At 51.7% G+C, this 13842-nt stretch carries 11 protein-coding genes; 9 read left to right on the top strand and 2 right to left on the bottom strand.

Features of this window, described 5'->3' with window-relative positions:
• Positions 1 to 11 precede the first annotated feature (11 nt).
• From odhB to Q8W22_RS11320, 5 genes are all read left to right on the top strand, one after another.
• A complete protein-coding gene (gene odhB, locus Q8W22_RS11340) occupies positions 12 to 1217 on the top strand; it encodes a 2-oxoglutarate dehydrogenase complex dihydrolipoyllysine-residue succinyltransferase (protein WP_303434536.1) in 1206 nt (401 codons plus the stop codon).
• A 24-nt stretch (positions 1218 to 1241) separates the two neighbouring features.
• Positions 1242 to 2684, top strand: coding sequence for a dihydrolipoyl dehydrogenase (lpdA, locus tag Q8W22_RS11335; protein ID WP_303434537.1), 1443 nt, complete (start codon positions 1242 to 1244; stop codon positions 2682 to 2684).
• 126 nt (positions 2685 to 2810) lie between these two features.
• Positions 2811 to 3977 carry an ADP-forming succinate--CoA ligase subunit beta gene (gene sucC / locus Q8W22_RS11330; RefSeq protein ID WP_305415546.1) on the top strand — a complete coding sequence of 389 codons (1167 nt, stop codon included), beginning with the start codon at positions 2811 to 2813 and terminating at the stop codon, positions 3975 to 3977.
• Between the two features lie 9 nt (positions 3978 to 3986).
• A complete protein-coding gene (sucD, locus tag Q8W22_RS11325; protein WP_303434539.1) occupies positions 3987 to 4859 on the top strand; it encodes a succinate--CoA ligase subunit alpha in 873 nt (290 codons plus the stop codon).
• Positions 4860 to 5106: 247 nt separating this feature from the next.
• Positions 5107 to 6996 carry a propionyl-CoA synthetase gene (locus tag Q8W22_RS11320; RefSeq protein WP_303434540.1) on the top strand — a complete coding sequence of 630 codons (1890 nt, stop codon included), beginning with the start codon at positions 5107 to 5109 and terminating at the stop codon, positions 6994 to 6996.
• Positions 6997 to 7146: 150 nt separating this feature from the next.
• Here the strand turns inward: Q8W22_RS11320 and uspE are convergent, their stop codons facing one another.
• Together uspE and Q8W22_RS11310 are read right to left on the bottom strand one after the other, a co-directional pair.
• Entirely contained in the window at positions 7147 to 8073 is a 927-nt protein-coding gene (uspE, locus tag Q8W22_RS11315; RefSeq protein WP_303434541.1) for a universal stress protein UspE, read from the bottom strand.
• A 134-nt stretch (positions 8074 to 8207) separates the two neighbouring features.
• Entirely contained in the window at positions 8208 to 9083 is an 876-nt protein-coding gene (locus tag Q8W22_RS11310; protein ID WP_305452412.1) for a LysR family transcriptional regulator, read from the bottom strand.
• 183 nt (positions 9084 to 9266) lie between these two features.
• Between Q8W22_RS11310 and leuC the strand changes: the two genes are divergently transcribed.
• The 4 genes from leuC (at position 9267) to asd (ending at position 13763) form a co-directional block, all read left to right on the top strand.
• Positions 9267 to 10685 carry a 3-isopropylmalate dehydratase large subunit gene (gene leuC, locus Q8W22_RS11305; protein ID WP_305452411.1) on the top strand — a complete coding sequence of 473 codons (1419 nt, stop codon included), beginning with the start codon at positions 9267 to 9269 and terminating at the stop codon, positions 10683 to 10685.
• A 14-nt stretch (positions 10686 to 10699) separates the two neighbouring features.
• Positions 10700 to 11344, top strand: coding sequence for a 3-isopropylmalate dehydratase small subunit (leuD, locus tag Q8W22_RS11300; protein WP_303434544.1), 645 nt, complete (start codon positions 10700 to 10702; stop codon positions 11342 to 11344).
• A gap of 99 nt (positions 11345 to 11443) precedes the next feature.
• The gene (leuB, locus tag Q8W22_RS11295; protein WP_305452410.1) at positions 11444 to 12520 is read left to right on the top strand and encodes a 3-isopropylmalate dehydrogenase; all 1077 of its coding nucleotides are present in this window, start codon (positions 11444 to 11446) and stop codon (positions 12518 to 12520) included.
• Between the two features lie 124 nt (positions 12521 to 12644).
• Positions 12645 to 13763: an aspartate-semialdehyde dehydrogenase gene (gene asd / locus Q8W22_RS11290; protein ID WP_303434546.1), complete on the top strand. Its 1119-nt coding sequence runs from the start codon at positions 12645 to 12647 to the stop codon at positions 13761 to 13763.
• Positions 13764 to 13842 lie beyond the last annotated feature (79 nt).

Here is a 13842-nt window from a genome sequence, read left to right as displayed (position 1 = left end):
AGGAAACAATAATGAGCATCGAAATCAAGGCCCCGACTTTTCCGGAATCAGTTGCTGATGGCACGGTAGCAACCTGGCACAAACAGCCTGGTGAACCAGTTGAGCGTGATGAATTGCTGGTTGATATCGAAACCGACAAAGTCGTTCTGGAAGTAGTCGCTCCTGCGAACGGTACATTGAAAGAAGTCTTCAAAAACGAAGATGATGTTGTACTGAGTGATGAAGTGCTGGCTATTTTTGTTGCTGGCGACGTTGCAGCTCCGGCACCTGCCGCAGAAGCCGCACCTGCTGAGGCTGCCCCTGCAGTAGCAGACGCCGGTGATCTGATCATGAGCCCGGCCGCCCGCAAGATTGCAGAAGAAAACGGTGTTGCAGGCGCAGACATCAAGGCTACCGGCAAAGACGGTCGTATTACCAAGGAAGATGTTGTTAATCACCTGAAATCGGCACCAGCCAAACCGGCTGCTCCAGCGCCAGCTCCGGCTGCTGCTCCAGTGGCTGCCCCGATTGCTGGTGAGCGTATCGAAAAACGCGTTCCAATGACCCGTCTGCGTGCCACTATCGCCAAGCGTCTGGTTGAAGCACAGCAAAGCGCTGCGATGCTGACTACGTACAACGAAGTCAACATGAAGCCAGTGATGGAACTGCGCAAGATGTACAAAGACCAGTTCGAGAAAGTACATGGCCAAAAACTGGGCTTCATGTCTTTCTTCGTCAAGGCGGCAACTGAAGCTTTGAAACGCTTCCCTGCGGTTAACGCATCGCTTGACGGCAATGACATGGTTTACCATGGCTATCAGGATATCGGTGTTGCCGTATCCACAGAGCGCGGTCTGGTTGTTCCTGTGTTGCGCGATACAGACAGCATGGGCCTGGCAGAAATCGAAGGTACCATCGGTGACTTCGCCAAGCGTGGCCGTGACGGCAAACTGGGTATCGAAGACATGCAGGGTGGTACGTTCACCATCACCAACGGTGGTGTATTCGGTTCCCTGATGTCTACGCCAATTCTGAACCCACCGCAAACCGCTATTATGGGTATGCACAAGATTCAGGATCGTCCGATGGCTGTTAATGGCCAGGTTGAAATCCTGCCAATGATGTATCTGGCGCTGTCTTATGACCACCGCATGATTGATGGCAAGGAAGCAGTTCAGTTCCTGGTGACCATCAAGAACTTGCTGGAAGATCCTGCACGTATGTTGCTGGACGTATAATCGACAATTTAAGGATTATTGGTAATGAGCAAAAAATTTGATGTAGTCGTAGTGGGTGGTGGTCCTGGTGGATACGTTGCTGCTATCCGTTGTGCTCAGCTGGGTCTGAAAACCGCTTGTATCGACAAGTGGCTGAGCAAGGAAGGCAAAGGCGTCTTTGGTGGTACCTGTCTGAACGTGGGTTGTATCCCGTCCAAGGCACTGCTGGACACTTCGCACAAGTATGAAGAAGCCAAACACGATTTTGACCTGCACGGTATCAGCACCGGTGAAGTGTCTGTTGACATTGCAACCATGTTGGCACGCAAGGACAAGATTGTTAAAAACCTGACCATGGGTGTTGCTGCCCTGTTCAAGGCCAATGGTGTGACTGGTCTGGAAGGTGTAGGTAAAGTACTGGCTGGCAAAAAAGTGGAATTCACCCCTCATGGTGGTGACGCTGAACTGCTTGAAGCGGAACATATCATCATCGCGACCGGTTCTGTTCCTGTGAACATTCCGCCAACGCCTCTGACTGAAGACATCATTGTTGATTCAACCGGTGCGCTGGAATTCAAAGACGTTCCTGCTCGTCTGGGTGTGATTGGTGCTGGTGTTATCGGTTTGGAACTGGGCTCTGTCTGGGGCCGTCTGGGCGCCAAGGTGACAGTTCTGGAAGCCCAGGACAAGTTCCTGCACGTGGCTGATCAGGCTGTTGCGAAAGAAGCTCAGAAACTGTTCACAAAACAGGGTATGGACATTCGTCTAGGTGCCCGTGTGACCGGTTCTGAGGTAAAAGATGGTGCTGTTGCTGTCACTTTCCAGGAAGGTGGCGAAGAGAAGACCGAAACGTTCGACAAATTGATCGTTGCGGTTGGTCGCAAGCCATACACTGATGATCTGTTGGCTGGCGACTGTGGCGTCAATATGGATGAGCGTGGCTTTATTCATGTCGACGAAGCGTGCAAAACCGACGCGCCTGGAATCTGGGCGATTGGTGACGTGGTTCGTGGCCCTATGCTGGCGCACAAGGCATCTGAAGAGGGTGTTATGGTTGCCGAGCGTATCCACGGTCACAAAGCACAGGTTAACTATGACGTGATTCCTTCGGTCATTTATACCAACCCTGAAATTGCCTGGGTTGGTAAAACCGAGGAAGAAGTCAAGGCTGATGGTGAAGCGTACAATGTAGGTACTTTCCCATTCGCCGCCAATGGCCGTGCGATGGCTGGTAACCAGACTGATGGTTTTGTCAAGGTGATTGCCAGTGCCGAGACAGATCGTATTCTGGGAGCCAGTGTGATTGGACCAAGTGCTGGTGATATCTGTCAGCAAGTGGTTGTAGCGATGGAATTCGGTTCCAGTGCAGAAGATGTCGGTATGATGGTTTTTGCCCATCCGACAGTATCTGAAGCGCTTCATGAAGCCGCATTGTCTGTCAACAATGCAGCAATTCATAAAGCGAATCGTCGCCCGAAGAAAAAGTAAGACCGAGGTAAGGCCCAGGCCCGGTTAGTCCGGGCCTTTGTTTATCTAGCTGAACACTTCGCACTCTGTGCTTTGCACACAAGTTGTTCGGCATCCGACAAATTAAAAATAAATAGGACAAAAGCGATGAACCTTCACGAATATCAGGGTAAACAGCTTTTTGCTCAGTACGGTTTGCCAGTCTCAAAAGGTGTGGCAGCCAAAACAGCAGCAGAAGCAGCAGCAGCAGCTGATGAAATCGGCGGTGACCGTTGGGTTGTCAAAGCCCAGGTACATGCAGGTGGGCGCGGTAAAGCCGGTGGTGTCAAGCTGGTGACCTCCAAGGATGAAATTACTGCCTTTGCCGATCAATGGCTGGGCAAGAATCTGGTAACTTACCAAACGGATGAAAATGGCCAACCCGTCAGTTGTATTCTGGTTGAGACCTGTACTGACATAGCACAAGAGCTGTATTTAGGAGCGGTTGTTGACCGTTCAACCCGACGTATTGTTTTCATGGCATCGACCGAAGGTGGTGTGGAAATCGAGAAGGTTGCAGAAGAAACTCCAGAAAAAATCCTTAAGGCAACGATTGATCCATTGGTTGGCGCACAGCCTTACCAGGGTCGCGAGCTGGCATTCAAGCTGGGCCTGAAAGGCGATCAGATCAAACAGTTCACCAAAATCTTTATTGGTCTGGCCAAATTGTTTGCTGACAAGGATCTGGCATTGCTGGAAGTGAACCCGCTGGTTATCACTTCTGATGGCGATTTGCACTGTCTGGATGCGAAACTGAACATCGATAGTAACGCGGTATATCGTCATAAGGATCTGCAAGAAATGCATGATCCTTCCCAGGAAGATGAGCGCGAAGCACATGCTGCCAAATGGGAGCTGAACTATGTTGCTCTGGATGGTGATATCGGTTGTATGGTGAATGGTGCAGGTCTGGCCATGGGCACCATGGATATCGTCAAGTTGCATGGCGGCAACCCTGCCAACTTCCTGGACGTAGGTGGCGGTGCTACCAAAGAACGCGTTGTTGAAGCGTTCAAGATCATCCTCTCTGATGATTCTGTCAAAGCAGTATTCATCAACATCTTCGGCGGTATTGTCCGTTGCGACATGATTGCAGAAGGCGTTATCGGTGCGGTCAAGGAAGTTGGCGTCAAGGTACCTGTTGTTGTTCGCCTGCAAGGCAACAATGCAGCACAAGGCACCAAGGTTCTGTCTGAAAGTGGCCTGAACATCATAGCTGACACCGATCTGACTGGCGCAGCACAGAAAGTTGTTGCCGCAGCAGCTGGCAAATAAGGGGTAATCATGAGCGTTTTAATCAATAAAGATACAAAAGTTATTTGTCAGGGTTTTACTGGTGCCCAAGGTACCTTCCACTCTGAACAGGCGATTGAATACGGCACCCAAATGGTCGGTGGTGTAACCCCGGGCAAGGGTGGCCAGACTCATCTTGGCCTGCCAGTGTTTAACACTGTGGCTGAAGCCGTTGAATCTACTGGTGCAGAAGCGTCTGTTATCTACGTACCAGCACCTTTCTGTAAAGATTCAATCCTGGAAGCCGCTAACGCTGGTATCAAACTGATCGTTTGTATCACGGAAGGCATCCCGACGCTGGATATGCTGGATGCCAAGGTTAAATGTGACGAGCTGGGTGTACGCCTGATCGGACCTAACTGCCCTGGGGTTATCACTCCAGGAGAGTGCAAAATTGGTATTATGCCAGGTCATATCCACTTGCCAGGCAAAGTCGGTATTGTTTCCCGTTCCGGTACCCTGACATACGAAGCGGTCAAGCAAACAACCGATTATGGTTTTGGTCAGTCTACCTGTGTTGGTATTGGTGGAGATCCGATTCCGGGTACCAACTTCATCGACGTACTGGAATTGTTCCAGAACGATCCGCAGACTGAAGCCATCGTAATGATTGGTGAGATCGGTGGTACTGCTGAAGAAGAAGCGGCTGCCTACATCAAGGCCAATGTTACCAAGCCAGTGGTTTCCTATATCGCCGGTGTGACGGCACCTGCAGGCAAGCGTATGGGTCATGCTGGTGCAATTATCTCTGGTGGCAAGGGTACCGCAGATGAAAAATTTGCCGCACTGCAAGACGCTGGTGTGACTACCGTACGCAGCCTGGCTGACATCGGTATGGCTCTGAAAGAAAAAACCGGCTGGTAAACAAGCATAAGCCTGTTGTTTGAACAGCCATAAAAGAACCCGCTTCGGCGGGTTTTTTTATGGCTGTGCCATACTCAAATGATGCCAGATCATCTTGATGGAAAGCCGTTTTATAGAAGAAATCGACATGGCATACACCAATCTGACAACAGTTGGTTATAGACCAAGGTGTGATCCCCCTTGGTCGAATAGCTGCAAGAATGAGCCATCGCTTATGCTATCCCCCGACAGTCAAGGGGGAAGACTAATGACATATCAACAACAATATACACAGTCCATCAATGATCCCGAAGGTTTCTGGGCAGAACAAGCCGGTAAAATACAATGGTTCAAAGCACCGGATGTTATTTTAAGCAAGGATGAGAATGGCATAGACCGCTGGTTTGCCGATGGTGAACTGAATACCGCGTATCTGGCTCTTGATTATCATGTTTTGAAAGGGCGCGGCGATCAGTTAGCCCTGATTTATGATTCTCCCGTTACGAACACCAAACGTTCTTATACCTATAAAGAGCTCACATCGGCAGTGGCCCGCTTTGCTGGCTTGCTGAAAGCTCAAGGCGTTGAAAAAGGCGACCGGGTTGTTATTTATATGCCTATGGTGCCAGAAGCCGCCATTGCCATGTTGGCCTGTGCGCGTCTGGGTGCTATTCACTCTGTCGTATTTGGTGGCTTTGCCGCCAATGAGCTGGCTGTACGGATTGACGATGCCGCACCGAAGGTCGTTGTGTCGGCCTCGTGTGGTATTGAAGTAAGTAAAATCATTGAATACAAACCGATTCTTGATGCAGCCATCGATATTGCTGAACACAAGCCATCGTGCTGCATTATCCTGCAACGGGATTTATGCCGTTGTGAACTGAATGATCAATACGATATTGATTGGGAAGTCGGTGTCGCTGCGGCAGAGCCTGCTGACTGCACCCCGGTATTGGCGACGGATCCTCTGTACGTACTCTATACCTCGGGTACTACAGGTAAGCCGAAAGGTGTGGTTCGGGATAATGGTGGCCACGCGGTTGCCATGAAATACAGTATGGAAGTCGTTTACGACATGCAGATCGGTGATGTCTTCTGGGCAGCATCGGATGTTGGTTGGGTCGTGGGTCATTCCTATATGGTTTATGCCCCGTTGCTGGCTGGTTGTACGACCGTGTTTTATGAAGGCAAACCCGTACGGACACCGGATGCCGGTGCGTTCTGGCGGGTATGTGAAGAATATGGTGTCAAAGGGCTGTTTGCAGCACCAACCGCGTTCCGTGCCATCCGCAAGGAAGACCCGGATTGTCTGTTGGCACAGCAATACGACCTCAGCAAGTTGCAAACCGTGTTTATGGCCGGTGAGCGGCTGGACCCGCCGACGTATGACTGGGTGATGGAACATATCAAGCGGCCGATTGTGGATCACTGGTGGCAGACCGAGACAGCCTGGGCTATCGCTGGTAACCATATGGGGCTTGAGCCTGCTGAGGTAAAAGCAGGTTCTGTGACCCGTCCATCACCGGGTTTCAATGTGCAGATTCTGGACTCACGGGGCAATCCGGTTGCTGGTAACGAGCAGGGCAGCATTGCGCTTAAACTGCCATTGCCGCCGGGATGTTTGCCAACCATCTGGGGTAATCATGACCGCTTTGTTGCTGGATACCTGCGTACCTTTGAAGGCTATTACGTGACCGGTGACGGTGGTTATCTGGATGAAGATAACTACCTGTTTGTACTCGGCCGTACTGACGACATCATTAACGTTGCCGGACACCGTTTGTCGACAGGTGAAATGGAAGAGGTCGTGGCTGGGCACTCAGCAGTGGCGGAGTGTGCTGTTATTGGCCAAACCAGTGACTTGAAAGGTGAAGAGCCGCTGGGTCTGATCCTGCTTAAAGATGGTATCGACGTTGACGAAGGTGAGTTGCAGCGTGAGCTGGTGAAACGTGTTCGTGACCAGATTGGTGCGGTCGCCAGTTTCAAACATGCGGTTGTTGTACAGCGTTTGCCAAAAACCCGTTCCGGCAAAATCTTGCGTAAGATTTTGCGGAATATTGCCAACAATGAAGATTACACCGCGCCATCGACAATCGATGATCCGGCATGCCTGGCCGAAATCGAAACAACCCTGAAAGAAAAAGGCGTCAGGAAATAAAAGCAGGAACTTAATCTGATTAGTGAGTCATATCATTGTGACCCGGGCTGTTCTGCAGCCCGAATATCACGCTCTCTCACTCTCTGATCTTGAATTTTACCGGGCCCTGAGGCCCGGTTTTTTTATGCCCGCAATTCCCGGCTCGCCAGGTTATTCAGCGTCCGGCAGTACGCCATCTTGTGGCTTGATGATAAGAACATCACAGGCAATCTTGTCGACCAGCTGCTCAGCCGTGTTACCAATAAATACACCAGAAATACCACTGCGTCCGATGGACCCGACGACCAATACATCCGCGGCGATGGTTGCTGCGGTCTCGGCAACAACGATGTCGGTTTCTCCTTCCACAATATGCACATGATCGGTGTTGATATTGTATTTTTTCGCCAACTGTTCGCAGGCATCTTTGTGCTGCTCGGTGATATAGGCCTGAATATCATCCGGGGCAGTGACTTCGGGCACCATGGCGAAGGCAAGATCCACTTGAGGGAAAGCGTTGACCATATGCAGGTCGGTTTCAAAATGGTCGGCCAGATGTTCTGCGTAGGCGAGGATATTGTCGTTGATGCGCTGATGGCCTTCATCCGTTGAGGTCGCATCAATCGCTGCCAGAATGCGGTTTTGTTTCCATGATGCCGGGGACTTGACCAGTAAGACCGGCGCCGGACAATGACGCATCAGATTCCAGTCGGTATTGGTAAACAAACGGTCGATCAGATTATGGGGCTGGGTTCCCTTGATAACCAGGTCGTAGTCGGTTGTACGGACAGATTCGATGACGGCTTCATGCAGATGCTTGTTCCAATGTACTTCCGTACGGACCTTGAGACCACGTTCTTCCACTTCTGGTACAAAACTTTCAATCCAGCGATTGGTCGCTTCTATGCGTGCCCGCCGGATCTGTTGTTTGGTTTCTTCTTCCAGATAAGGACTTTCACCGCAATAAGGTTCGTAGACAGAGGCCAGTAAACACACATCAGCCTTCAGTACTTCGGCTAACCAGAGTGCCTTGTTCAGTGCCGTTTGTTCTGGGTGGTCAGAGTCCAGTACGACCAGCAAATGATTGATGTTCAGCATAACGGCGTCTCCCGTGTGATTGATGTGCAAGCAGCGATCATACCGTGACAGACCGCCAAGGCAGAAGCCAAGCTTCTTGTTGGTATTGATCGTTTATGTTTTCAGCTTACGCCCTGGTGCCTTGTGTCATGATGTCATGCGTCAGGATTGTTGTTACTGAGCAGGCTAATCAGGGCGCTGGCGGCATTCGACAGAGTACGATTGGTCAGGTGGATCACGCCGAGAGAGCGGGTCATCGGTACACCGGGCCAGGGCAGAACCGACAGTTGTTCGTCGACCATGCTGGACGGAAGCACTGACCAGCCAAGCCCAACGCCCACCATCATTTTGATGGTTTCCAGGTAATTGGTCGGCATCCGGGTTTCCAGAGTCAGCCCCGCTTCCCGGAAGGCTGCGTCTACCACCCGGTAGGTAATGGTATCTGGCTCTGGCAAAATAACGGCATTCTCCGCCAGGCTGGCCAGAGTGACCTGTTGCTGTGCGAGCGGGTGGCTGGGGGCACAGACGCAGACCATATCATCCTGCCACAGCGGGATGGCGGTTATTTTATCCGGCTGACGTTTATCCAATGTTGTCAGAGCCAATTCTACCTGACGTTGCTCTACCGCCTGATAGGCATCTTCTGAACCGAGAAAGCGGATATCCAGCTGGGCCGCTGGATATTGTCGTACAAAGGATTTCAAAAAAGGCGGGATTCTGTGCAGGCCAATATGGTGACTGGTGGCCATGCTTAATGTGCCTTCAACCGAATGGGTCAGGTTGCTGATCTGTACCTGGGTATCATTCATTAATTCGAGAATATCTCGGGCTTTTGGCAATAGCCGCTGACCGGACTCCGTCAGACTGATAGAACGGTTATGACGATCAAACAGTGGGCTGTTCAGCTGCTGTTCAAGTTGATGGATACGTTTGGAGACTGCGGGCTGTGTCAGGAACAACTGTTCCGCGGCCAGTGAAAAGGACCGGTGATGGGCAACGGCCAAAAAAGCTTTCAGTTGTTGGCTGTCCATAATGCCTCCGATGGTGTCTCCGGCTTGATGGCTGGCAAGGTATTCCTGTTAGGAATTCAATATAGAAAAAGAATGAATTTGTGTTGTTTATCAGAGTGAGTACCATAACGCAATCGTCCACATACAAAGGGCGGGGACCGTGAAAGCACACCAGTCGACAGAGAATTCCAATAAGGAGCCACCATGGCCGGTAAAACATTGTATGACAAACTCTGGCAGCAGCATGTCGTCAAAGAGCGTGACGATGGCACCGCTCTGATCTATATCGATCGTCAGTTATTACACGAAGTAACCTCACCCCAAGCGTTTGAAGGCCTGCGTATTGCCGGGCGTAAACCATGGCGGCTGGATGCCAACCTGGCGACACCGGATCACAATGTACCCACCACCGCCGTCGAGCGTGAATCCGGAGTGGACGGTATTGTTGATCCTGTTTCCAAGATCCAGGTCGTCACACTGGACAGCAACTGTGATGAATTCGGAATTACCGAATTCAAGATGAAAGACCAGCGTCAGGGCATCGTGCACGTTGTGGGGCCGGAGCAGGGAGCTACCTTGCCGGGCATGACCGTTGTATGTGGTGACTCACATACTGCGACCCACGGCGCTTTTGCGGCTTTGGCACATGGTATTGGCACCTCGGAAGTTGAGCACGTACTGGCGACCCAGTGCCTGATCCAGCGCAAGATGAAAAATCTGCTGATCAAGGTAGACGGCGAGTTAGGCAAAGGCATTACGGGTAAAGACGTGGTATTGCACGTCATCGGTATTATCGGTACGGCTGGCGGTAATGGCTGTGCGATGGAATTTGGTGGCTCTGCCATTCGCTCAATGAGCATGGAAGGCCGCATGACCATGTGCAACATGGCCATTGAGGCAGGTGCCCGTGTGGGCATGGTGGCCTTTGATGAAATTACGGCGGAGTACGTCAAGGGTCGCCCTTACGCGCCGACAGCCGCGCAATGGGATATGGCCATGGCGGCCTGGAAAGACCTGGTGTCTGACGATGATGCCGTGTTTGACAAGGTCGTTGAGATTCGTGCGGAAGACATCAAACCACAAGTGACCTGGGGAACCTCGCCAGAAATGGTCACCACCATTGATGCAACCGTCCCGACTCTGGACGACGCGCGCGACAGTGCCCAACGTGCCGGTTTTGAACGGGCTTATGACTATATGGGGCTGGCAGCTGGTCAGAAAATTACCGACATCAAGTTGGATCGGGTCTTTATTGGTTCTTGTACCAATAGCCGTATTGAAGATCTGCGTCAGGCCGCTGACATTGCCAAAGGCCGTCAGGTAGCCAGCAGTGTGATGCAAGCGCTGGTCGTTCCGGGTTCTGGTCTGGTGAAAGCCCAGGCTGAGCAGGAAGGACTCGACAAGATTTTTATCGAGGCCGGTTTTGAATGGCGTGAGCCAGGGTGTTCCATGTGTCTGGCAATGAACGCTGACAAGCTCGGTAACGGTGAGCATTGTGCTTCCACCTCTAACCGCAACTTTGAAGGTCGTCAGGGGTATGGCGGCCGGACGCATCTGGTCAGCCCGGCAATGGCCGCTGCCGCTGCTGTTGCAGGCCATTTTGTTGACGTTCGCGAATTCTGATCCGGAGAAATAGCATGAAAGCATTTACTGTACACACCGGCATCGTAGCGCCAATGGACCGGGCCAATGTCGATACCGACATGATCATACCGAAGCAGTTTCTGAAATCGATCAAACGCAGTGGCTTTGGCCCTAACCTGTTTGACGAGTTGCGTTACCTGGACGAAGGCCAGCCGGATGCAGATAACAGCGGTCGGCCATTAAACCCCGATTTTGTTTTGAACCAGCCGCGTTACGCGGGGGCTTCCGTGTTGATTGCACGGGAAAACTTCGGTTGTGGCTCCAGCCGTGAGCATGCGCCCTGGGCACTGGAAGATTTTGGTTTCCGCGTGGTGATTGCCCCTAGTTACGCCGATATCTTTTACAACAATTGTTTTAAAAATGGTTTGCTGCCGATTGTATTATCAGAAGCGGTTGTGGATGGCCTGTTCAAGGCGGTATCCGGCAGCGAAGGCTATGCGCTGACCATCGATCTGGAAAAACAGTTGATTCTGACTCCTGATGACCAGGATATTCCATTTGAGGTGGATGCTTTCCGTAAATACTGCTTGCTGAATGGTTTTGATGATATCGGGCTGACCTTGCAGGATGCGGACGATATTCGCCAGTACGAAGCGGCTCGCCGTGAATCATCCCCCTGGTTATTTAACGCGGGTTAATACAGGTCAAGGGTCCGGATCGATCGTCGAACTGGGCTGGTTGTGAATTTTATGGTGGCGGCGGGTAGCCGGTGCCACCGTCAGTAACAGGACATAATAATGAGCAAGAAAATTCTGGTGTTGCCAGGTGATGGTATTGGCCCTGAAATTGTCGCGGAAGCCGTCAAGGTGCTGGAAGCCGTCGATCGTCGTTTTAACATGGGGCTGGTGATTGATCATGGTCTCGTTGGTGGTTCGGCATACGACGCTACCGGTTTCCCGCTGCCTGAAGACAGCCTGAACAAGGCGCTGGCCGCAGATGCCATCCTGCTGGGGGCTGTGGGTGGCCCCAAATGGGACAAGCTGGAAGACCGCTCCAAGCGCCCGGAGCAAGGGCTGCTGGATATCCGCAAAAATCTCGGCCTGTTTGGCAATCTGCGTCCGGCCATTCTGTACCCGCAGCTGGCGGATGCTTCAACCCTGAAACCGGAAGTGGTCTCCGGGCTGGATATCCTGATTGTACGTGAACTGACAGGCGGCATTTATTTTGGTCAGCCACGGGGTGTACGGACACTGGAAAATGGCGAGCGTGAAGGCTACAACACCTACGTCTATAACGAATCCGAGATCCGTCGTATCGGTCGAGTGGCATTCGAATCAGCCATGAAGCGCAACAAAAAGCTCTGCTCGGTTGACAAGGCCAACGTACTGGAAGTGACCGTGCTGTGGCGCGAAATCATGGAAGAAATGTCAAAAGACTATCCGGAAGTCGAGCTGTCGCATATGTATGTCGACAATGCCGCCATGCAGCTGGTACGTGCTCCAAAACAGTTCGATGTACTGGTTACCGGCAATATGTTTGGCGATATCCTGTCCGATGCCGCCGCCATGTTGACCGGCTCTATCGGCATGCTGCCTTCTGCCTCGCTGGATAAAAACAACAAGGGTATGTACGAGCCGTGTCATGGTTCCGCGCCGGACATTGCCGGTCAGGGCCTTGCTAACCCGTTGGCAACTATCCTCTCGGTGGCCATGATGCTACGGTATAGCCTCGATCAAGGTGTCGCTGCAGATGCGATTGAAGCGGCTGTCAGCAAGGTGCTGGATCAGGGACTGCGTACCGGGGATATCTTCTCGGAAGGCATGACCCGTGTCAGCACCAGTGAAATGGGTGAAGCCGTATTGGCAGCCCTGTAATCTGGCGGCATACCCGGGGGTAATGTCCGGGTATACTGTGACTGGTCAGATAACCCCGATACCCGTTTGGAATGCAAACCGCGCCTGTCGCGGTTTTGCTGTATCAAGAACAAGGTAAAAACACATGTTAAAAACAGGATTGGTTGGTTGGCGCGGTATGGTGGGATCCGTACTGATGCAGCGGATGGAAGAAGAGGGTGATTTCGCCCTGATTACCCCGCAATTTTTTACCACCTCCCAGGCAGGCAAAACAGCACCGACTCTGGGTGGCAAGGATAACGGCGTACTGGCAGATGCCTACGACCTCTCCGCCTTGGCAGCGCAGGATGTCATTATCAGCTGTCAGGGGGGGGATTACACCTCCAAAGTGTATGCCGCTTTGCGTGAGACCGGCTGGCAAGGCTACTGGATCGATGCCGCCTCCTCTTTGCGTATGGCAGACGACGCCATTATTGTACTCGACCCGGTCAATGCCAGTGTGATTGACCAGGGCCTCGAAGACGGCATCAAAACCTATGTCGGCGGCAACTGTACCGTCAGTCTGATGTTATTGGCACTGGGTGGTCTGTTTGAGCAAGGGCTGGTGGAGTGGGTTGCCCCCATGACCTACCAGGCAGCTTCCGGTTCCGGTGCCCAGCATATGCGCGAATTAATTGCGCAAATGGGCGCCATTCATTCCAATGTCAGCGATAAACTCGACAATCCCGCTACTGCTATTCTGGATATCGATCGTCAGGTATCCGAATTTATCAATAGTGATGAATATCCCAAAAATCATTTTGGTGTACCGCTGGCTGGTAGTTTGATTCCTTATATCGATTCACAACTGGATTCCGGTCAGAGTCGTGAAGAATGGAAAGCCCAGGTAGAAGCCAACAAGATTATGGGGAGTGGGCATAATCCAGTGCCTATTGATGGCCTTTGTGTACGTGTTGGTGCCATGCGCTGCCACAGTCAGGCAATGACCATGAAGCTGACCCGTGATATTCCTGTGGCCGAAATTGAAGCCATTCTGGCGTCTCATAATGAGTGGGTGAGTGTCATTGCCAATGACCGTGATGTCAGTATGACGGCATTAACTCCGGCAGCCGTTACCGGCACGCTGAATATACCGGTAGGCCGCATTCGCAAGTTGAATATGGGGCCAGAATATATTTCTGCGTTTACCGTTGGTGATCAATTACTCTGGGGGGCGGCAGAACCTTTACGCAGAATGTTGCGGATTTTGTTAAACCGTTCATAGAAATTGATAAATAAAAGCGGACGAGTGTCCGCTTTTTCATACGCAACATCTCGAGTACGTCATAAACCTTTCATACATA

The organism is Oceanobacter sp. 1_MG-2023 (genome assembly GCF_030689025.1).
Taxonomy (GTDB): Bacteria; Pseudomonadota; Gammaproteobacteria; order Pseudomonadales; family Oceanobacteraceae; genus Oceanobacter.
This window is presented reverse-complemented; position numbering and strand designations above follow the sequence as displayed.